This window comes from Streptomyces sp. NPDC001480 (genome assembly GCF_042894725.1).
Taxonomy (GTDB): Bacteria; Actinomycetota; Actinomycetes; order Streptomycetales; family Streptomycetaceae; genus Streptomyces.
This window is the reverse complement of record NZ_JBIAVX010000037.1, coordinates 1-19865: the sequence shown is the minus strand read 5'-3', so window position 1 is coordinate 19865 and position 19865 is coordinate 1. Positions and strand designations below refer to the sequence as shown.

Annotated in this window: 17 protein-coding genes and 4 pseudogenes; 11 read left to right on the top strand and 10 right to left on the bottom strand. The window is 68.3% G+C overall.

Annotated elements, in window-relative coordinates; all coding sequences use genetic code 11:
• Positions 1 to 214 precede the first annotated feature (214 nt).
• Positions 215 to 541: pseudogene (locus ACFY01_RS44365) on the bottom strand (DUF6087 family protein).
• Between the two features lie 71 nt (positions 542 to 612).
• Entirely contained in the window at positions 613 to 1440 is an 828-nt protein-coding gene (locus ACFY01_RS44360; RefSeq protein WP_390741468.1) for a protein-L-isoaspartate O-methyltransferase, read from the bottom strand.
• Positions 1441 to 1847: 407 nt separating this feature from the next.
• On the opposite strand from ACFY01_RS44360, the gene ACFY01_RS44355 reads away from it, so the two are divergent.
• Positions 1848 to 2591 (top strand): transposase, encoded by a 744-nt coding sequence (locus tag ACFY01_RS44355; protein ID WP_390741467.1) that lies wholly within the window; start codon positions 1848 to 1850, stop codon positions 2589 to 2591.
• A gap of 146 nt (positions 2592 to 2737) precedes the next feature.
• A complete protein-coding gene (locus ACFY01_RS44350; RefSeq protein ID WP_390741466.1) occupies positions 2738 to 3904 on the top strand; it encodes a pentapeptide repeat-containing protein in 1167 nt (388 codons plus the stop codon).
• 4 nt (positions 3905 to 3908) lie between these two features.
• Here ACFY01_RS44350 and ACFY01_RS44345 read toward each other — a convergent pair.
• From ACFY01_RS44345 to ACFY01_RS44325, 5 genes and pseudogenes are all read right to left on the bottom strand, one after another.
• A pseudogene (locus ACFY01_RS44345) lies at positions 3909 to 5030 on the bottom strand (IS630 family transposase).
• Between the two features lie 82 nt (positions 5031 to 5112).
• A pseudogene (locus ACFY01_RS44340) lies at positions 5113 to 5373 on the bottom strand (aquaporin); the annotation flags it as partial.
• A 74-nt stretch (positions 5374 to 5447) separates the two neighbouring features.
• A complete protein-coding gene (locus ACFY01_RS44335) occupies positions 5448 to 5684 on the bottom strand; it encodes a hypothetical protein (protein WP_390741465.1) in 237 nt (78 codons plus the stop codon).
• 34 nt (positions 5685 to 5718) lie between these two features.
• Positions 5719 to 6489, bottom strand: coding sequence for an ethanolamine ammonia-lyase subunit EutC (gene eutC / locus ACFY01_RS44330; RefSeq protein WP_390741464.1), 771 nt, complete (start codon positions 6487 to 6489; stop codon positions 5719 to 5721).
• The gene (locus tag ACFY01_RS44325) at positions 6486 to 7877 is read right to left on the bottom strand and encodes an ethanolamine ammonia-lyase subunit EutB (RefSeq protein WP_390741463.1); all 1392 of its coding nucleotides are present in this window, start codon (positions 7875 to 7877) and stop codon (positions 6486 to 6488) included. Before ACFY01_RS44325 ends, eutC begins: the two co-directional genes overlap by 4 nt.
• A 161-nt stretch (positions 7878 to 8038) precedes the next feature.
• Here ACFY01_RS44325 and ACFY01_RS44320 point away from each other — a divergent pair, with 161 nt between their 5' ends.
• Positions 8039 to 9550, top strand: coding sequence for an APC family permease (locus tag ACFY01_RS44320; RefSeq protein ID WP_390741462.1), 1512 nt, complete (start codon positions 8039 to 8041; stop codon positions 9548 to 9550).
• 448 nt (positions 9551 to 9998) lie between these two features.
• Here ACFY01_RS44320 and ACFY01_RS44315 read toward each other — a convergent pair whose 3' ends face one another.
• Together ACFY01_RS44315 and ACFY01_RS44310 are read right to left on the bottom strand one after the other, a co-directional pair.
• A complete protein-coding gene (locus ACFY01_RS44315; protein ID WP_390741461.1) occupies positions 9999 to 11240 on the bottom strand; it encodes an IS110 family transposase in 1242 nt (413 codons plus the stop codon).
• A 526-nt stretch (positions 11241 to 11766) separates the two neighbouring features.
• Complete coding sequence (locus tag ACFY01_RS44310; RefSeq protein WP_390741460.1) at positions 11767 to 12543, bottom strand: alpha/beta hydrolase; 777 nt, start codon at positions 12541 to 12543, stop codon at positions 11767 to 11769.
• A gap of 262 nt (positions 12544 to 12805) precedes the next feature.
• Between ACFY01_RS44310 and ACFY01_RS44305 the strand changes: the two genes are divergently transcribed.
• The 8 genes from ACFY01_RS44305 (at position 12806) to ACFY01_RS44270 (ending at position 19580) form a co-directional block, all read left to right on the top strand.
• Complete coding sequence (locus ACFY01_RS44305) at positions 12806 to 13087, top strand: hypothetical protein (protein ID WP_390741459.1); 282 nt, start codon at positions 12806 to 12808, stop codon at positions 13085 to 13087.
• Positions 13071 to 13904 (top strand): alpha/beta fold hydrolase, encoded by an 834-nt coding sequence (locus ACFY01_RS44300; RefSeq protein WP_390741458.1) that lies wholly within the window; start codon positions 13071 to 13073, stop codon positions 13902 to 13904. Before ACFY01_RS44305 ends, ACFY01_RS44300 begins: the two co-directional genes overlap by 17 nt.
• A gap of 19 nt (positions 13905 to 13923) precedes the next feature.
• Positions 13924 to 14829, top strand: a complete 906-nt coding sequence (locus ACFY01_RS44295; protein WP_390741457.1) for an alpha/beta fold hydrolase — start codon at positions 13924 to 13926, stop codon at positions 14827 to 14829.
• A complete protein-coding gene (locus ACFY01_RS44290; protein ID WP_390741456.1) occupies positions 14826 to 16424 on the top strand; it encodes an FAD-dependent oxidoreductase in 1599 nt (532 codons plus the stop codon). Before ACFY01_RS44295 ends, ACFY01_RS44290 begins: the two co-directional genes overlap by 4 nt.
• On the top strand, positions 16421 to 16675 hold the full coding sequence (locus tag ACFY01_RS44285; protein ID WP_390741455.1) for a hypothetical protein: 255 nt from the start codon (positions 16421 to 16423) through the stop codon (positions 16673 to 16675). The genes ACFY01_RS44290 and ACFY01_RS44285 overlap by 4 nt, the downstream gene beginning before the upstream one ends.
• Positions 16676 to 16802: 127 nt before the next feature.
• Positions 16803 to 17480 (top strand): TetR/AcrR family transcriptional regulator C-terminal domain-containing protein, encoded by a 678-nt coding sequence (locus tag ACFY01_RS44280; RefSeq protein ID WP_390741454.1) that lies wholly within the window; start codon positions 16803 to 16805, stop codon positions 17478 to 17480.
• Between the two features lie 359 nt (positions 17481 to 17839).
• A complete protein-coding gene (locus ACFY01_RS44275; protein WP_390741453.1) occupies positions 17840 to 18184 on the top strand; it encodes a DoxX family protein in 345 nt (114 codons plus the stop codon).
• 694 nt (positions 18185 to 18878) lie between these two features.
• The gene (locus ACFY01_RS44270; protein WP_390741452.1) at positions 18879 to 19580 is read left to right on the top strand and encodes a hypothetical protein; all 702 of its coding nucleotides are present in this window, start codon (positions 18879 to 18881) and stop codon (positions 19578 to 19580) included.
• Positions 19581 to 19744: 164 nt separating this feature from the next.
• Here the strand turns inward: ACFY01_RS44270 and ACFY01_RS44265 are convergent.
• Positions 19745 to 19865, bottom strand: a pseudogene (locus ACFY01_RS44265) (IS5/IS1182 family transposase); the annotation flags it as partial.

Sequence of the window (19865 nt, the reverse complement as noted above, 5' to 3'; positions counted from 1 at the left end):
TGCGGCCACTGACGCAAGAGGGTGTCGGTCACGATGTGCCGTTTGCAGCCCGGCACCTTCTTGGTGGGCCGCGATTCCGGCTCCACGCCCAAGGCGTGCGGGAGGGCGCCGGTGCCGCGGCCGGAGCCGCCGAACGGTCCGGGCATGGGATTGCGGGACCGTGCGGCGGCTGCTTGATGACCCGGCTCGAGAGAGAGGGGCAGCGGAGTACAGGTCAGTCGGTGTCGGGGCGGCGGAACACTTCCGTCGGCCGCCAAGATTCCGGCGCCTTGGGGAGCTTGCTGAACGAGGGGAGAGGGACCCGGTACGCCCGAGCCGCTGCACCCTCGCCGGTCTCCTGGGCGGCAGTCGGGAAGTCCTCGGCGACACCCACCGGAACCCACTGGTGCCCGTCTCACTCCTGGATGCCGCGCGGCGCGTCAGGACCGACGTGGGCTCCCTGCTGCGCCTGGCCGCCAAGCGGGGCGACCCTACGCTCCCCGCGGACCGGGCGGCGTTGCTCGCGACGTTTTGCCCACTGCTCCAAAGGCTCGTCGTCCATGCGGTACCCCCTCCTTGTCGACCCGTCCAGTCTGCCGCGTCGGCACGGTGGCGGGGAACCAGCAGCAGGCCTCACAGAGTTGCCGTCCATCCTCCTCTCGTCAGAGTGGTCGTGCCGTCAGTGTTGATGGTGACGTGGGCGCTGTAGACGGGGAGTTCTCCGTGCTGTAGCCACCGCCATCGGATGTCGTCGAGCTCGTCGTACAGGCGGCGCGGGCCGGACTGGTGCACGGTCGTGGTCCGCTCGCCCGGACTGGTGCTCGCCCGCGCCCAGGACCCATCCGCGTGCAGCATCCACGTCATGCGGCTGCCGTCGTCTTCGGTGCCGGTGCGGTGCTCGATGCCGGGGACCTTGAGGGACAGCATCGACCACACCTCCCAGGCCTGCATGACGTCGAGCACGGGGAAGGGCGACGTGGTGACCTCTTCACCTTCCTGTTCGGCGGCCTGGGCGAAGACCTCGTTCAACGCGGGCGGGTAGTCGTCGCCGGATCGGGTGGCCATGAACGAGTCCCACTCGACGCGTCCCTTGGCGCCGCCGTCTTCGGTCTTGTCCGCGGTGACGATCAGGCCGGTCCCCTCGATCGTGGTGACCAGCCGTCCGCCGGGGGTGAGCGCGGCCAGCCAGGACGCGGGGATGCGAGGCATCGAGACCATCGACACGATCCGGTCGAAGGTGCCGGGCAGTTCGTCCGCTGCGGCGTCCACGGTGACGACTGTTGGATGCCAGCCGATCCAGTCGAGCCGTTCGGCTGCGGCTTGGGTCAGGTACGGGTCGACGTCCAGCGTGGTGACCAGGTCGTCGCCGAGGCGCTGGCAGGCGAGGGCGGCGCTGTACCCGGAGCCGGTGGCCAGGTCCAGCAGGCGCACGCCCGGGGTGAGGCGCCCATGTCGGAGCATCGTGACGACCCACAGGCGCGGCGTACGGACGCGGCCGCCGCCAGTACACCGACCGCACCCCACCGAGCGCCGCCACCCGCGTCACCGTCCGTAACTCCCCCGGCGTCCCACCTTGCCTGCCCAGGCTTCCGAAGGTGCTCACCATGACCGGCGTATCTCTGTGCACTGCCCGATGTCGTCAAACCAATTTCGCCTCGGAGGTTCACACAATCGCCGCCAGCACCATGCCTCGCTTGGCATACTCCACGAACCCAGCCCGAGTGGCACATTGGACGGTCATGCTTCCGCCACAGCAGAAGGCTCAGGATGCGACATGCCAACAGGGTAGTAACAAACACTCAGGATTTCCGGCGCATCACACTAAACGACGTCCCGTAAGCCCTGATCAGGCATGTGATGATCTTGGCGTGGGTGTGGTGGTGACGGCGGCGGAGCCGCAGTGGGTGGGTCTGTTCGGCGGACTGAACGGACGTCAGTTCCGCAGGCTCGTGGGACTCGTACGGCGCCGGGGCGGCGGCAAGCCCACCGGCGGACGGCCGTGGGCCTTGTCATGGGAAGACCGCATACTGCTGGTGGCGGCTTACTGGCGGACGAACCTCACGATGCGGCAGCTCGGCCCCTTGTTCGGGATCTCAGAATCCGCCGCTGACCGGGTCATCGACGACATCGCCCCGCTTCTCGCGCTGTCCCCCGTCCGGGGCCGGCACCCGGCGGGCACGGTGCTGATCGTGGACGGCACGCTGGTCCCGGCCCGCGACCGGAGCGTGGCCGCCTCCAGCAAGAACTACCGCTACTCCACCAACCACCAGGTCGTCATCGACGCCGACACCCGGCTGGTCGTAGCGGCCGGACGGCCCCTGACCGGCAACCGTCACGACGCCCGCGCCTACCGGGAATCCGGCGTGGACCGTGCGGTGAAGAACGCGCCCGTTCTCGGTGACGGCGGCTATCGCGGCACCCCTGCCCTCATCCCGCACTGGCCACGCAAAGACAGACCACTTACACCTGAGCAGCAGGCCGACAACACCGTCCACTGCCGGGCCAGAGCCCGTGTCGAACACGCCTTCTCCCGGCTGAAGACCTGCAAGATCCTCCGCGACTGCCGGCTACGCGGCGACGGCGTCCACCACGCCGTCCTCGGCGTGGCCTGACTGCACAACCTGGCCCTCGCTGGGTAAGCACCCACCTCGACCGAAGGCCATCCCAGCCATGGCCCAACATGCGCTTACGGGATGTCGTTTAGTGCTCTGACCGGGAAGGTTCGCCGGCGTTGGCCTTGTTCTAGGATCCTCTGGCTATGGGGGGATTTTTTCGTGACCGGCGGCGCATAACTCGTGCCGTTGCTGTGGCGCTGGCCGCGCTGGCCGTGATCGTGTTACTGGGCGTCGTGCTCCTGGTTCTTCCGGGGCTGATAGTCGACCACGACCTCGCAGGTGGCCACCTAGCTGCAGCGGACCGGTTGAACGCGGTGAACAACGTGCGCACTACGCTTCTGCAGACGGTCGGCGGTGCGGTCGTCCTGTTCGGCGCGTATGCCACATGGCGGCAGTTGCGCGTCAGCCAAGACGGGCTGAGCGCAACCCGAGAGGGGAACATCACCGATCGCTTCAGCCGGGCCGTGGATCAGCTCGGCAGTGACAAGCTGGACGTGCGGATCGGGGGCATCTACGCACTGTGGCGGATTGCGGATCACTCCGACCGCGACCGCGAGGCGGTCGTCTCCATCATGGCGGCGTATCTGCGGACACACCTTCCCTGGCCGCCGCAGGAACCCGCGGTTCCGGCGGCGGAGGTGTCCATTAACGCGGTGCCCCCGTTGGAGACCCGCGCCGCTGACGCTCAGACGGCGTTGACCTGCCTCGGGGTCCTGTACCAGGAACGCCGTCCGGAGTGGCTCAACGTCAGTTTGACCGACCTGCGCCGAGCCGACTGTGATGGACTGTGGCTGCACGGAGTCAACTTCGACGGCGCATGCCTGGAAGCGGCGAGCGTCTATCAGGTCAACCTGAGCAAGGCGTCGCTGATCGCCGCCAACCTGCGGCATGCCGAACTCGGCACTTCCATTCTCCACCAGGTCCGCTGTCTGCAGGCCGATCTGCGCGGCGCACGCCTGGTCAAAGCCGACTTGAGGTCGGCGGATTTCTCCGGTGCGGACCTGCGGGAGGCGAACCTGCGCAAGGCTCGTGCCCAGGGTGCCGTGTTCGCCGGCGCGGACCTGCGGTTGACCGATCTCCGGGGCTGCGACCTCACCGAGACCGACCTTATAGAGGCGAGGCTGGAAGGCGCGCTGGCGAGTGACCTTACGATCTGGCCGACCGGCTTCGACGCTCAAGCAGCTGGCGTCGTTGTCACGGCGGACCCTGGCATCGAACCGGACAATCTGCTTCCGGCTGCAGCGCTCACGAGGCGAGTCCCGCTGCTGCAATCGGAGCCGATGCATGGTCCGTCAGCGTCGGCGAATTGAGCAATCAGGCAGCGCAGTCGATGGGCCGTCCGCCCCAGCGGACGCCCTTCTCGCTGCGGATGCGGGCGCGTTCCCTGCGCTGGGCGGCGAGTACGTCGGGGTGACGGGCGTTGGCGTTGCGCCAGCGCAGGTAGCGGTGCAGGGCCTGAGTCTGCGCGGGGTGGCTTCAGTGGTGTGAGTTGGCCAGGGTGAACTGCCGCAGCGGGCCGAAGAGCGCCTCGATCGGGTTGGCCCAGGAGGCGTAGGTCGGGGTGAAGCACAGTTCGACCTTGTTCTTCTTCGCCCAGCGGCGGATGTCCGCGCCGGTGTGGGCGGAGAGGTTGTCCAGAATGAGGTAGATCGGGGCGCCGTCGGCTCGGGCGGCACGGATGGACTTCAAGGCGGCGAGGCTGTTGGCGGTGCCTTTGCGGCGACGATTGACTCCCCACAGCCGGTCGTCGCCGACGGAGTAGCAGCCGTGGAAGTAGGTGACGCCGTGGGTGCGGTGGTAGGTGGCCGGCAGGCGGTTGGGCTTGCCCTGTTCGGCCCAGCAGGAACCGCCGGTGGGTCGGATCCCGAGCGGGCCGAACTCGTCGAAGGCGAAGACCCGATCCGGGAAGCGTTCCAGCACCTGCTCGATACGGTCGAGCTTGGCGTCGCGGTTTGGGTCGGGTGACCCCTTCCATGTCTTGGTGCGCTGGAAGGTGATGCCACGGCGCCGGAGCAGGCACCGTAAGGCTTCACGGCTGATGCGGATGACGCGTCCATGCACGCGGCGCAGGTAGGCGGCGAGTTTGCGGATCGACCAGCGGGTGAAGGGCTGGCCGAGTTTGGTGGGGCGGGTGATGGCCGTCTGGACGACGAAGCCCTCGTCGTCAGGCTTGAGCAGGCGGGGACGGCCTCCCGCCCAGCGAGGGTCCAGGCAGGCCAGGCCGATCTCGTTGAACCGGTGGATCACCTCCCGCACCGTGTCCTCGTCGGCCTGGACCAGCTGGGCGATCACCGGGACGCGGTTTCCGCCGGCGGACGCCAGCAGCATCATCGCCCGGCGATAGCGCACTGAGCTGGTACTGCCCCGGCGCACGATCTGCTGCAGTTTCTGCCCTTCCTGGTCGGTCAACCTGCGCACGCGGACAGGCTCGGCCACTACACCCCCAACGGTCGGACGGACGTCATCGACATCCGACCGCCACAACAGCCAACCCGGCGAACCTTCCCGGTCAGCGCACTAGCCACAGATGGCCGGCGGACCGGTCGTGGGTGGAGAGCTTCACCAGCGGCTTCGCGAACATCGCGTCGGCGAGGATCGCTCCGCCGATAGCCCCCGCGATCTGGGCGGGCACGTAGGCGGCGACGTCTCGCAGGGTGAGGCCGTTCCCGAGGCGGCGGCCGGTGAACCAGGCCGCGAGGGTCACGGCGGGGTTGAAGTGCGTGCCGGAGACCGGCCCGAGGAGCAGGACAGTCTCGAACCACTGGTACTGGCCTTCCACCTGCGCGTCGGCGTACCAGAGGGAGTGGCTGCCCGGATCTCGTCCGGGCTGGTCAGGGTGGCAGTAGCGGGGTCTTACGCCACCCATGGTCGATCAGATGTCTCTCGGGCAGACGACACTCCAGTTGCTTGCACACCAGACGCATCACACGGATGTAATAGCCCTTCGACCACGGCGACACGACGATGCCCCTTGATGATCTCTGCCTTGTAGCCGTCCGGCACGTTCAGTTCATCGAGGAGATCCAGCATCGCCTCGAAGCTGTCGGAGCCGGTGCCGCTTACCGTCGGTCGCTCTGTCGTCAACGTCATGATGCGGCCTCCGCCCTCGCAGACCAGCCACCACTCAGAGTAGCCGCTCGCCTACTGCTTCTTGATCGCTTTCGTCCTTCAGTCCCACCCCGGTGATCCCCAGCTCCCGCCCCCTCCCCATCAACCCCGCCAACTTCCCCGCTGCCAGCTCATACGTCAGGCCCAGGGGCGGCCGGATGTTGCTCAGGCAGTTGCGGTCCGCGTCCGTCGTCTCCCCCGGCTTCGGCCGGTACGTCAGGTACGCGCCCAGCGAGTCCGCCGCAGACATCCCCGGTCGTTCGCCCACCAACACGACCACCATCGCCGCTCCCATCGCGGACGCGATGTCGTCGCCGAGGGCCACCCGGGCCTGTTCGGCCAGTACCACCGGCGCCACCCGCCATCCCACGAGCCGCGCTACCGTGCCCCGTACCATCGCCGCCGCGTGCTCGTGCACGGCCCGGCTGGACAACCCGTCCGCGACCACGAACACCACGTCCCAGTCGCCGACGGGCAGATGCGCGCGGTCCATCGGGTTCAACCGGCGGCCCAGATCGGGGCGTTGGAGGTACGTGAGGCGGTCACCCGCCGCGCTGCGGACCCGTACCGTCTCCCTCCCCGCGAGCCCCGCCGCCACCACCTCCGGCTCGAACGGCGAGTGCACCGCGTCCCGTGCCGCCGCGTGCGCGGACTGGAGTTCCAGCCGGTGCCGCGTCGGCAGCGAGGTGCCCGCGCGGCCGAGGCCGATGCGGGCCTGGGTGTGCCGGCGCAGCGCGGACCAGAGGGACAGGTCCCCGACGGTGAGATCGACTTGGCCGTTCGTCATGCCGCCAGTTCCCTTCCGATCGCCGTCAGGGGATGCGCCGAGTCCGACGGCACCTCCCTGATCGAACCCGCCTCGTCCAGCAGACCGATCGACCCCAGCCATGCCTCGAACTCCGGTGCCGGGCGCAGACCGAGGACCTCACGGAGGTACAACGCGTCGTGGTAGGAGGCCGATTGGTAGTTGAGCATGATGTCGTCGCCGCCCGGCGTGCAGATCACGAACGACGCGCCCGCGACGCCGAGCATGGTCAGCATGGTCGCCACGTCGTCGTCATCGGCGTCGGCGTGGTTCGTGTAGCAGATGTCCAGGCCCATGGGGAGGCCGAGGAGTTTGCCGCAGAAGTGGTCCTCCAGGGCGGCGCGGAGGATCTGGCGGCCGTCGTAGAGGTACTCCGGGCCGATGAAGCCGACGACCGTGTTCACCAGCAGGGGCTCGTAGCGCCGGGCCACCGCGTACGCCCTCGCCTCCACCGTCTGCTGGTCCACACCGTGGTGCGCGTCGGCGGACAGGGCGCTGCCCTGGCCGGTCTCGAAGTACATGACGTTGTCGCCGACCGTCCCCCGGCCGAGCCCGCGCGCCGCCTCGTGCGCCTCGTCGAGGAGGCCGAGCGTGACACCGAAGGAGGCGTTCGCCGTCTGGGTGCCAGCGATGGACTGGAAGACCAGGTCGACGGGGGCGCCCTGCTCCATCAGCTGCACGCTCGTCGACACATGGCACAGCACTGAGGACTGGGTCGGGATCGAGTACCGGCCGATCACACCGTCCAGCAGCTCCAGCAGTGCCCTCGTCGCCTTCGGGCTGTCCGTCGCCGGGTTGATACCGATCACCGCGTCGCCGGAGCCGAGCAGCAGGCCGTCCAGCAGGGCCGCCGCCACTCCCGCCGGGTCGTCCGTCGGGTGGTTGGGCTGGAGGCGGGTGGCCAGCCGCCCCGGCAGTCCGATCGTCGAGCGGAACGCCGTCACGACCCGGACCTTGCGGGCCGCGGCGACGAGATCGGCGTTGCCCATCAGCTTCGAGACCGCCGCGACCATCTCCGGGGTCAGCCCGGGCGCCACCGCCGACAGCGCCTCGCTCCCTGCCGCCAGCAGCCATTCCCTCAGCTCGCCGACCGTCATCCCGCCCACGGGCGCGAAGGCCGCCGCGTCATGCGTGTCGAGGATCAACCGGGTCACGTCGTCGGTCTCGTACGGGATCACCGGCTCGGTCAGGAAGGTCGCGAGCGGCACCTCGGCGAGGGCCCAGCGCGCGGCGACCCGTTCCCGGGCGCTCGCGGCGGCGAGGCCGGCGAGCCGGTCGCCGGAGCGCTCGGGGCTCGCGGCGGCGAGGAGGTGCGCAAGGGAGCCGAAGCGGAAGCGCTCGACGCCGAGAGTGGACGTGTAGACGGTCATGGCGGTGACCGTACGAGCCGTGTGTTGCCTACAGGTTGCGCCAAGTTTCTAAAGGTCTGGTTGACAAACATTTAACGCCCCGAGACCCTTGCCCGACTCATTCGGTCTACAGAGTTCCGGTCCAGTGCAAGCAGCGAGCAGCAGGAGAGGGGCCACCGGCGATGGCAGTGGACGAGGGAGTCGCTCCGGCGACGGAATCGGGCGACGAAAGCACGGTTCACCGGCTTAAGCCCAACGCGATCGGCCTGCTGGGCGTGGTCTTCATGGCCGTCGCGACCGCCGCCCCGATCACCGCGATGACCGGCAACGTGCCCTTCATGGTGTCATCGGGCAACGGCATAGGCGCCCCGGCGAGCTATCTCGTCGCAATGGTCGTCCTGGCAATCTTTTCGGTCGGCTTCACGTCGATGGCGAAGCACATCACGTCCACCGGCGCCTTCTACGGCTTCATCTCCTACGGCCTCGGCCGCACCGCGGGCCTCGCCTCCGGCCTCCTCGCGACCTTCGCGTACGTCGTCTTCGAGCCGGCGCTGATCGGCATCTTCTCGGTCTTCGCCAACACAACGCTCAAGGACCAGACGGGCGTTGACGTCCCGTGGTGGGCGTTCGCGATCCTGATGCTCGCCGTCAACGCGACCGGCACCTGGTTCGGCGTCAGCGTCGCCGAGAAGCTGCTCGTCGTGCTCCTCGGCACCGAGGTCACCGTCCTCGCGGCCATGGCCATCTCGGTCGCCCTGCACGGAGGCGGCCCGCACGGCTTCACCTTCGGCCCGGTCAACCCGGTCAACGCCTTCAAGGGCACCTCCGCCGGCCTCGGCCTCTTCTTCGCCTTCTGGTCCTGGGTGGGCTTCGAGTCGACGGCGATGTACGGCGAGGAGTCCCGCGACCCGAAGAAGATCATCCCCAAAGCGACGATGATCAGCGTCCTCGGCGTCGGCGTCTTCTACGTCTTCGTCTCCTGGATGGCCATCACCGGCAACGGCGAGGCGGAGGCCGTGAAGGCGGCCTCCTCCGCGAACCCCCTCGCCCTCTTCTTCAACCCCACGGAGCGGTACGTCGGCCACTGGGCCGTCGACGTCATGCAGTGGCTGATGATCACCGGCTCGCTGGCCTGCGGCATGGCCTTCCACAACTGCGCCGCCCGCTACATGTACGCGCTGGGCCGCGAGGGCGTCCTGCCGTCCCTCAAGCGCACGGTCGGCCGCACCCACGCCAGGCACGGCTCCCCGCACATCGCGGGCCTGGTCCAGACGGCCGTGTCCGCCGTCCTCATCGGCGCGTTCTGGGCGGCCGGCAAGGACCCGTACAACGCGCTGTACGTCCTCCTCGCGATCCTCGGCACGATGGCGATCCTGGTCGTCCAGGCCGTCTGCTCCTTCGCGGTGCTGGTCTACTTCCGCAGGAACCACCCCGAGAGCCGCCACTGGTTCAGGACCTTCGCCGCCCCGCTCATCGGCGGCATCGCGATGCTCGGCGTGGTCGTCCTGCTGGTGTCCAACATGGGCGTCGCGGCGGGCACGGAGTCCGGCTCGCTGCTGCTGAAGGCGACCCCGTGGCTGGTGGCCCTGGTCGCGGCGACGGGCATCGGCTACGCCCAGTACCTCAAGCACCGCTCCCCCGAGCGGTACGCCCTGCTGGGCAGGACGGTGCTGGAGGAGACCAAGGAGCGGTAGGGGCATGAACGGTGTCAGGGGTACGGGGTGTGGGGTCACCCCGTACCCACCGTCCAGACCGAGGTTGACCGTGGCGCGAGGCGACGGCCCGCAGCAGCCCCCAGTGGCTGCGCCGAGACCTGCGTGGGCGTCGGCGTCGCCGCGAAACTGCCGCTCGCGCCCGCCAGGGCCCAGGGGACGGCACGGAGCAGCACTTCGAGGTCTGGCCCGCGGGCGTCTCCCAGACATGTCGTGAGCCGGGTGGTCCCGCGACGGCGACCAGGTCCGTGTAGACGAAGCCCGTGGCGTCGCTCGGGCGGGCGACCGTAACGCTCTGTTTCGGCCGCCCGGGGGCCCGTGAAGCCGAGGGTGTTCCTGACGGCCGTGTGTCCCCCGCATCGGCCCCGGCCGACCACGCTGCAAGCCCGACCAGGTCGTTGCCGACAAGACACCCCATGCGGCTATCGGGTCAAGCGGCCGCCGTGAGTAGGGAACGCGCCGGCTGGTTGAAGGCGAGGGCTTCGTCGTACTTCTGGTGGTTGGTCAGGCAGTGGTGAAGCTGGCCAAGCAGGCGGTTGAACAGGTTGCGGAGGGCTGCGTGGTAGCGATCGCCGGTGCTGCGTCGGCGGTTGTAGTGAGCGTGGGCTCCCGGAGAGGCGGTCAGCACGGCGAATGCCCAGTGTCGGCCGGTCGCGGCCAGGCGGCTGTTCTTGATCCGGCGGTGGCTGACGCGGCGGCTCTTGCCGGATTCCCTCGTCACCGGGGCGCTTCCGGCGTAAGCCTTCAGGTCGCAGGCCCGTTCAAACCGGGTGCGGTCGTCGCCGATCTCGGCGAGGATCCGTGCGCCGGTGAGGGTGGCCAGGCCGGGGAAGCTCGTGATGATCTCGGCGTCGGGATGGTGAAGGAACAGCTCCTCGGTGTCGCGTGCCAGGTCGTCGCATGCCTGGCAGGCTGCATCGAGCTGGGCGAGGAGAGCGAGCGTCTGTCGTCCCATTGCTTTCTCGACCACGGAGGGCTGGCGGAGCCAGGTCCGGCGGAAGACCTCAAGAAGCCGGTCGGTCTCGGCTTCGATGCGGCGTTGACGTCCGGCCTGTGTGACGGCATTCCTCAGCCGGGTTCGGGTCAGCCGGGCGGCCTGAGGCGGAGTGGGCGCGATCGCGAGGATCGCGCGGGCCTCCCGGGCCAGCAGCCGCTCGCGCTTGTCGGCGAACGCTTCGAGGATCGCGGGATAGTACTCCCGTAGGTGTGAGCGCAGCCGATTGTGGGCGCGGGTGCGGTCCCAGACTGCGTCCTGCTGGGCCCTGGCGAGGACGGCGATCGCCTTGACCAGGTCGGAGTCGCTCGGCAGCGGGCGGTGTAATGCGGCGTCAGTCCGTAGGATGTTGGCCAGTACGACGGCGTCTTGGTGGTCGGACTTCTTCCGGGAGACCGCGTGCCGGTCGCGGTAGCGGGCGACGGCCATCGGATTGATCGCGTAGACCCGGCGTCCGGAGGTCCTCAGGCAGGCCACCAGCAGTCCCCGAGAGGTCTCGATCGCGACCGGGATCGGATCGTCCGGGCTGTCGCCGTGCTCGGTGAGCAGGTGCAGCAGGTCCTGGAAGCCCGCCGCGTCATCGCTGATCCTGAGCTTACCGAGCAGGCGGGCGTCGGAGTCAACCACCGCCACATCGTGGTGGTCCTCGGCCCAATCGATTCCACAGGTTGCGTGCACCACACGCTCCTTTCGAGGCTTCGCTGTCCGTAGGCATCAAGCCGCGGCAGGGGCCACCCGGCGACCTAATAGAAGCGCTCTCGGGCGCACCACCCCATCAGCCGTCCGTGGCCCCAGCCCTGCTCAGGGGCCTCACTCTCGTGAAGAACTCGATGGCTCCGGCTGATCGGGAGGTAGCCCTGGGCATGGCTCGAACCACGGAACGGTACGGCGGCTGGGTGCGACACGGCACGGGCTGGAACAGCATCCCTCTTGTCGAAGCACTCTGTGCGCTGCTTACAGCCCAGACGTCTTGTCCAGTCCCTGCCAGGAACGGCCCAACGGCCAACCCACGTGCCTATTAGGCCTACAGCTCTCGCGGCTTCCGCGCCTACCTGCGTAAACGCGGCATCGCGGTTGGCACCCGGGACGGCAGTGATCGCTGGCGTGCACTCGCCCTGTCCGGGTCGGCGGAGGCCGGCTCGGTGACGGGATTTTCGGCCGCCTCCGGGTGGTAGCCCGGACAGGACGGCGCCGTCCGGGGCGGTCAGGGCTTTGCCAGGGCAGTTCGCAGAGCGTCGAGGGCGGCAGTGCGGAAAGCGGTCATTGAAGGTGCTTTGCCGTCGAGCAAGGCATCAGCACCGTGGTACATGCCTGATTCGAGCCGCAGCTCGCAGGCGACGCCTGCCTCGCTCAGGCGTCGGGCGTAGTCAACATCTTCGTCGTGGAACAGGTCGATGTCGCCCACACCGATCCACGCGGGCGGCAGCCCGTCGAGGTTCCTGCGCCTTGCCGCCGCAATATAGGGGCGATCGTCGCGGTCCTGTGGCGGGCGGCCGAGGTAGGAGGTCCACGCGAAGCGGTTGGAGTCCGGGGTCCACGTATAGATGGCGCTGTTGGGAGGGTCGACGCGTAGAGCCGTGCGGTCGTCGAGCATGGGGTAGAGGAGGAGTTGGAACCGGACCGGCACTCCTGAATCGTGGGCGCGCTGGACTACGGCGGCGGCGAGTCCGCCTCCGGCGCTTTCGCCGCCGACGGCGATGCGGGCGGGATCGATGCCGAGGGCGGCGGCGTTGGCCTGAAGCCAGCGGAGCGCCCCGAAGCAATCGTCCAAAGCTGCGGGGTACGGATTTTCGGGTGCGAGGCGGTAGTCGACGCTGACGACCAGAGCGCCGAGTTCGTCGGCAACGCGGCTGCACCAGGTGTTCTCCTGCCGAGCGGCACCCATGACGGTTCCTCCGCCGTGGATCCAAAGCAGCGCTGCGCGCGGCGCTTGGCCTGATGCCTGGTAGGTGAGCACCTCGACGGGGAGGTCGTCGGTCATGGCCGACAGCGTGCGCCGCTCGACGCGGACGCCGGGCCTGGAGGCGGCTCCCACCAAGGGCACGAGGCGGCGAGCGATGGCCAGAGTGACCGGGTTGCCGAAGTTCAGCGGGAGGAAGAGCACTGGGTGCCGCAGCTCGTGGGGGACTGCCGCCAGAGCGCGGCGACGTGTGCTGATCGCCGCAGCAGCGCCGAGGGTTGCTGCGGCGCTCAGCCCGCTGAGGACACCTCGGAGTGTCATGTACTGCGCACCTTTCGTTCGGATGGTCGCGGTTCTCGGCTGCAAGGGGTGGTGCCTTGCCGGTCGCGGCCGCGGTTTCCAGGTCGGGCAGTGGCTGCCGGCAGATCTCGTGGGCCTCGTCGACGGGAAGGCCAGACATACGCAGCAGCTCCTCGGTTGCCTGGTCGGCCGCTTCGGCGTCGTCGCGTTCAGGGTTGTCGTGCAGGAGGTGGCCGAGGCAGGGCGCCGCGCCCACGAAAGGGGCTTCCTCTTGACACGACCACCTTATCGGCAACAGTGTATCCATTATGAGTACCTGGTCTGAGCCCCAGCCCGATTCCCGGTTTGTCGAGGTGGACGGTCTGCGGATCCACTACAAGCGCGCCGGGCACGGCCCGGCGCTCTTGCTGCTGCACGGCAGTGCCTCGTCCCTGCAGCACTTCGACCGCGTGACGGATCTGCTGTCGGATTCGTTCGATGTCATCCGTCCCGACCTGCCGGCGTTCGGACTGACGGGCCCGCGCAAGGACCGCGACTACCGCATCCCGGCGTACGCCGCGACGGTGGCGGGCTTCGCGGAGGCGCTGGGCGTGCCGCGCTACGCATTGGCCGGCAATTCCCTGGGCGGCAACATCGCCTGGAACGTCGCGCTGGATCATCCGGAGCGGCTGACCGGCCTGGTGCTGGTCAATGCCACCGGCTACCCGGAGAAGACGGTGCCTGCGGGGATGCGCCTGGCCCGCAACCCGCTGGTGCGGCCCCTGCTGAGGCGGGTGATGCCGCGCGGGGCAGTCGAACGCAACCTGCGCGAGGCCGTCGGGCCGCATTCGCAGATCGTGGACGAGGTCATGGCGGACCGCGCCTATCAGCTCATGAGCCGCCCCGGTAACCGCTCGGCCTTCGTCGACTTCTGCAACACCGACCAGCCGGATCGCAGCGCGCAGATCCCCCGCATCACGGTGTCCACGCTGGTGCTGCGCAGCGCGAGCATCGACGGCCAGCACTTCACCCGCGACATCCCCGGCGCCCAGGAGCTCGTCCACCCCCACGGCGGACATCTGCTGCCGGAGGAGGAACCGCAGTGGGTCGCGGACGCGATCGCGAAGTTCCTCGGCTCCTGCGCCGACACCCCCGCGAACTGAGGGCAAGGAGGCCCGTTCCATGAAGTACTTCGTCGCCCCGGGCGAGGACCGCAAGCTCACCGCCGACTCACGCAAGGCGCTGCGCGGCAGTTTCGTCGAGCTGTCCGACGGCGTCACCCACTACGAGTTGACGGGGCCCGAGGACGGGGATGTGGTCCTGATGGCGGGCGGTCTGACCATCCCGCTGTTCTACTGGGACGGCCTGGTCAGCGAGCTGCACGCCCGCGGACTGCGCACTCTGGCCTGCAGCGCCTATGGCCGCGGCTACTCCGACCGGGTGCAGGCGCGGTACGACGAGATGCTGTTCACGCGGCAGCTGGCCGAGCTGACGGACCGGCTCGGCCTGGCGGCGCGGCCCCTGCACCTGGTCGGCACCTCCATGGGCGCGCTGGTCAGCATGACGTACGCCGCCCAGTACCGCTCGTCGGTGTCCACGCTCACCATCGTGGGCCCTGCCGGTCTTGCGAAACCTCAGCTGACCTCCCCCCACCGACTGCTGTGCAACGACTGGCTGGCCGGCCTCATCGCCCGGCGGCGCGGCCGACAGATACTTCAAGGACACCTGGGGCACAACGTCCGCGACCCCGAACTCGGCGCGAAACTGACCGAGATGGTCCTCGACGCCTTCCGCTTCGAGGGCTCGCTGTACGCGGTCTTCGACACGCTGCAGCACCTGCCTTTGACCGGCCGGGACGACCTCTTCCGGCGGACGGGGGCACTGGGCATTCCGACGCTGCTGCTGTGGGGCGACGAGGACACCGTTACGCGGCTGGTGCACTTCGACACGGCTCGCGCCCTGCTGAAGCCCCAGAAACATCACGTAATTAACAAATGCGGGCATATGGCCCCATTCGAACGGCCTCGCGACGTCGCCGATCAGCTCGTCCCGTTCGTGTCCGCACGCACCGAAAGGCTCGACTCATGAACAACCCGCAGGCCATCGACGTACTGATCATTGGCGCCGGCCCATCTGGCTCCGCCTTGGCGATCGACCTCGTACGCCGCGGACTCGACGTCCGGATCGTCGACAGGTCCCCCCACGCTTTCGACGGCTCGCGCGCCAAGGGCATCCAGCCCCGCAGCCTCGAAGTCCTCGAAGACCTCGGCGCTCTCGACGACGTGCTGGCCGGCGGCGACATCTATCCCAAGCTCGGGCTCCATGCAGGACCCATCGGTGTGCCGTGGAAGATGTTCCCCCACAAGGAGGCGACCCCGGACGTCCCGTACCCGAACACCTGGCTGATCCCGCAGTTCCGCACGGACCGCGCCCTGCACGCCCGGCTCAGTGAGCTCGGCCGCGAGATCGAGTTCGGCAAGGAACTGACCGAGCTGATGCAGGACGAGGACGCGGTGGCCGCCAAGGTGGTGGGCGCGGACGGGGTCGAGGAGATCGTCGCCCGCTATGCCGTGGGGGCCGACGGCGGCTCCAGTGCGGTGCGCAAGCAGCTCGACATCGGTTTCGTGGGGACGACGGACGAGTCCGACCGCGTGCTGATCGTGGATGCCTCCGTAAGTGGCCTGACCCGCAACCGGTGGCACATGTGGCCCGGCCTCGGCGGCAAGCTCATCGGCGCCTGCCCGATCCCCGACAGCGACATGTTCCAGTGGATGATCCGGCTCACGCCCGACGAGAAGCCGCCCCAGGAGATCGGCGCCATCATCGACCGGATCCACTCCCACACCCGCAACCGGCACATCCAGCTGCACGAGATCCACTGGAAGTCCGTGTTCCGGCCCAACATCCGTCTTGCGAAGCACTACGGCCGCGGACGTGTCTTCATCGTCGGCGACGCCGCGCACGTCCACACCCCGGCCGGTGCCCAGGGCCTGAACACCGGTATGCAGGACGGCTACAACCTCGGCTGGAAGCTCGGCCAGGTCCTAGCCGGAGCCCACCCGGCCCTGCTGAGCACCTACGAGGCCGAGCGGCAACCGATCGCCGCCGGGGTCCTGGGCCTGTCCACGGAGAAATGGGGCGGCATCGCCAAGCTCGACCCCTCCAGCATGAAGCGCGGCAAGGACGAGCAGCAGCTCTCCCTGACCTACTACGGCGGCCCGCTCGCCCCCGCCGACGGCGACAGCAGCGACACCAGCACGCTGCACGTGGGCGACCGCGCCCCGGACGCCCAACTGCTCGGCGCCGACGGCGCCGAGACCCGCCTTTTCAACCTCTTCCAGGGACCGCACTTCACCGCCATCGCCTACGGCCCCGGCGCCGCCCGGGACCTCGAACTCCTCGACTGGCCAACGACAGGCGCCCAACTCAAGCGGATCACCGTTGGATCAGCCGCGGGCGACGGCCGCGCCTTCTCCGACCACAAGACCACGTTGCAGAGTGCCTACGGCCTGACCGGCGACACTCTGCTGCTGATCCGTCCCGACGGCTACATCGGGCACATCGCCACTCGGGATTTCCTCACCACCACACAAACCGCCGTGCAGGCAATGACGCCCCAGGCAAGGACCCGCACCATGTCCCAGCAGAGCCACACCTCCCCCGGTTCGGGGGCCACTGAATGAGCCGCATACTGCTGTGCGGGGCGCAAGTCATCACGATGACGCCGGACCGACCGGACGCCGAGCATGTCGACATCCTCGTCAACGGCGAGACCATCGCGGCCGTCGGCGAACCCATCGAGGCGCCCGACGCCGAGATCGTCGACTTCTCCGGCCGCCTCATCATCCCCGGCCTGGTCAACGCCCACCCGGACACCCGCGAGTCCGGAGAACGGCTGCTGCGCAGCATCCGGCCCGCGGGCTCTCCCGGCTGACACACCGCAACGGCCCCCACGCATGAACCGCGCGCCGACGCGCACGACACCCCGTCCTCGTCGGCGCGATGGCCACGCGCCCTCAGAGCCGCACACCGCGGCCTCGTTCCCACAGCAAGAAAGTGCCGTGAGCAGCCCCATCCCGACTACCGCGAGGATGCCCCGCGACGCTCTGCACCAGGAGCAGATCATCCAGGCGGCCATCGCCCTTCTGGACGAGGGCGGCATCGAGAGTCTGACCATGCGAAGACTCGGCAGCCGTCTCGGCATCACCGCGGCGGCACTCTACTGGCACATCAAAAGCCGACACGATCTGCTCCTGCTGGCCGCCGACACCGTCTGGGGGCAGACACCTCTCCCCGCTCTCGAAGGCCTCGAATGGCGTCCGGCCCTCCTGGCCATGGCCGACAACCTGCGTTCGATGCTTCTCAGGCACCCCTGGCTGCTGGCCGCCATGACCATCCAGCCTCTCGACGGCCCGGCCAGGGACCGCCATGACGAGCACCTGCTCGCGGTCTGCGAGGCGTCCGGCCTCACCAGGCGGGATGCCGAGCAAGCGGCCCAGAGCGTCGTCACGTTCGCGATCGGCGCCGTCCTCGCAGCCACCCTCGCCCGTATGTGTCCTTCGGACTGCAGTCGCTTCTCGACGGCGTCGAAGCCCGGCTTGTCGCCCGTACCTGACCCGACACAGCAGAAGACTCGTCATCGACGATCAGCAGGGTGGTCATGGTGCTGGTTCAGCCTGCAGGCCAATACCAAGACCCTTGAGGGAACCCAACACCCCGACCACGACGCGCATTTCTGACCGGCGAACCCGTGCGGGCGACGTCCATGACTTCCTCGGCAGCTCGCTGGGCAAGAGCCTGCCCTCAGGACCATCTACTACCTGGCGACGGGCACCAGCTGCGTGACGTCGTTACGCCCACGACACCGCGAACTCACCCCGAGGCCGACCATCATAACGGTTACAGCGTTTCCGTTATTGCGCTAGATTGAGCTGCTGATCGATCGACCAAATCGCCCGTCTGGGCGCCGAGCGATGCACCCGGCCGGCAACTCGACCGCGCCCGACACATCCCATAACCGTCTCGTGACGCCCCCCGCCATCAGGCCTTCGCCCTTGACGCCCACGCCGCCACGACGCCGGCACCCTGGAGATACCTCATGATCCTCACCATCACCCTCGCCTGCGCCATCGCCTTGATCTTCGGGGCGATCGGAGTGCTCAATGCACTCGCATTGCCGAAGGCACGCGAGCTAGCCGCCGAGACCGGCTTCTCCGTCGCCGCCTACCGCCGCATTGGCGTGCTGCAACTGGCAGGAGTCGCCGGCGTGGCGCTCGGCCCCGCCATGCCGCCGCTCGGCGGCCTCGCGGGAGCCGGGCTTCTCCTACTGCTCGCCGGAGCTGCGGTCGTACACCTGCGCAAGGGCGACCCGGTTGCCAAATTCGCGCCCGCCGCCGTGTGCGCAGTGCTTGTCGCCTCATATCTCGCGGCCTTGTTCGCCTGAAGCGCCGCGGATCGAGTCCACGCCTCCACGGATGGGCAGCTCCGGCAGTTTCGCCCTGAAAGCAATGCTGCCCCGAGCCGTGACTTCACCTCGAAGAGCCGGCCGACGGGGATGGCTCGGACCGCCACGCTGACCGCGGGACCCTGACCGAGACCGAGCCAGGCTTGTTCACCCAGCCCTAGGCCGTAGACGACCGACGTCGCCACGACTTGCCCACTTGTCCCGCACGAAACGAAGAATCGGGCATAAGGTCTTATACCGCCCTCTGAGGTGGTCCGGGCCCCAGACCATCGACAGGCTTTCGCCACCGCAACGACTGCTCTGCTGGCCGAGTTCACCGCCTATCTCGACCGCGAGGGAGCTGGCCCCGTGGCCGACTACGTGGACTCGCCAGCCAGCCGAGCCCCGTGCGAGCGCAATACCGGCTCAGTCCCACCCGCTTCCCGACGGAAACCCCTCAGGTGGAACCCGAGCGGCTGACGACGAGAACCGAGCAGGAGCCAGAGGACCTGATCGGCCGGACAGTTCCCGGACCACACTGCCCTCGGTGACTGGATGAGCCTCCCGCCGGGACACCGTGACAGCTGAGTACGCGTACTCATGCGACCTCTCGCGCCGCCGTGCACAGTGGTCATGGACACGGAAAGGGGCGACCGTGGTGGGGTATCGACGTCATACCAGAACAATTCTGGGCATGGTGTGCAGCGTGGCGTTGCTGTCCGTATCCGCCTGTTCGCAGGACGGCGCCACCGGCGCGAAGACTGTTCGCCAACTCGCCGGCAGTGCCGAGGCGGTCAGGGTCCGCAAGCAGGTGGAACAACGGCTCCGGGAGACCATCGCCCATTGGGATGCCCACACCGCGCTCACGCTTGGTCTGGTCACCATGGACGACATGTGCATGGGCGGGAAAGCGAAAGAGTACTTTTTCCAAGACGGGGACGACCGGTACAAGATCCGCTGCATGATGCGGGTCAACGCCTTTTTCGGCGCCAGCCCCCACCATGCGGCCGACACGATCGACAGTATCCTCACCGCAGGCGACCCCGATGGCTCCCCGATTCCCTTCAACCACGACTTCTTCTACGCGACCAAGGTCGTTGACTACTACCGGGGCAAGACAGGCGACCCACAGGGCCCCGGCACAGGTGAGCCGCACGATCTATCTGCTGGTACGGTCACGCTCGCCTGGGATCAGGTCCACCAAAGAGGAAAGCGTCAGATGATCGAAGAGCTAGCGATATGCTCCCCCAGCGATCCACCCGTCCACCGGTGCCTGCGCGAGCCAGCCTCCACCAGCGTCACGAGCCTGCGCCGCAAGTACGGCATGGTGTTCAATCTCAGCTTCTCCACCGAGGACTACTTCACCGTGTACAAGAGCGGCCAGACAGTCACGTAGTGATGCGGAATCCGATCGGGTGGATCTCAAGCGGGCAGCTCCTCACGGCTGAGTTGCTCTCCAACTCTTCACCGTCGACTTGCGCGGTGCTGGTCGGGCTCATGGTCGGGGCGGGCGCGCCGGGTGCCTGACCGAGGGACCCTCTTGACGTCTTAGAAGTCATCTCATTTGGTGAGCCGGCGGTAGCAGATGAGGGTGCAGGCGAGGCTCGTGAAGGCGAGGAAGTGCTCGGCTTTGCGCTCGTAGCGACGGTGGAGGCGACGGCATCCAGCGAGCCATGCCATG

Coding starts and splice junctions, on each gene's coding strand:
- ACFY01_RS44320 (WP_390741462.1), top strand. CDS start 8,039: ATGGCAGTGGACGAGGGAGTCGCTCCGGCGACGGAATCGGGCGACGAA.
- ACFY01_RS44350 (WP_390741466.1), top strand. CDS start 2,738: ATGGGGGGATTTTTTCGTGACCGGCGGCGCATAACTCGTGCCGTTGCT.
- ACFY01_RS44325 (WP_390741463.1), bottom strand. CDS start 7,877: ATGACCGTCTACACGTCCACTCTCGGCGTCGAGCGCTTCCGCTTCGGC.
- eutC (WP_390741464.1), bottom strand. CDS start 6,489: ATGACGAACGGCCAAGTCGATCTCACCGTCGGGGACCTGTCCCTCTGG.
- ACFY01_RS44295 (WP_390741457.1), top strand. CDS start 13,924: ATGAAGTACTTCGTCGCCCCGGGCGAGGACCGCAAGCTCACCGCCGAC.
- ACFY01_RS44335 (WP_390741465.1), bottom strand. CDS start 5,684: ATGACGTTGACGACAGAGCGACCGACGGTAAGCGGCACCGGCTCCGAC.
- ACFY01_RS44275 (WP_390741453.1), top strand. CDS start 17,840: ATGATCCTCACCATCACCCTCGCCTGCGCCATCGCCTTGATCTTCGGG.
- ACFY01_RS44305 (WP_390741459.1), top strand. CDS start 12,806: ATGGTCGCGGTTCTCGGCTGCAAGGGGTGGTGCCTTGCCGGTCGCGGC.
- ACFY01_RS44310 (WP_390741460.1), bottom strand. CDS start 12,543: ATGACCGACGACCTCCCCGTCGAGGTGCTCACCTACCAGGCATCAGGC.
- ACFY01_RS44285 (WP_390741455.1), top strand. CDS start 16,421: ATGAGCCGCATACTGCTGTGCGGGGCGCAAGTCATCACGATGACGCCG.
- ACFY01_RS44270 (WP_390741452.1), top strand. CDS start 18,879: ATGGTGTGCAGCGTGGCGTTGCTGTCCGTATCCGCCTGTTCGCAGGAC.
- ACFY01_RS44360 (WP_390741468.1), bottom strand. CDS start 1,440: ATGCTCCGACATGGGCGCCTCACCCCGGGCGTGCGCCTGCTGGACCTG.
- ACFY01_RS44300 (WP_390741458.1), top strand. CDS start 13,071: ATGAGTACCTGGTCTGAGCCCCAGCCCGATTCCCGGTTTGTCGAGGTG.
- ACFY01_RS44290 (WP_390741456.1), top strand. CDS start 14,826: ATGAACAACCCGCAGGCCATCGACGTACTGATCATTGGCGCCGGCCCA.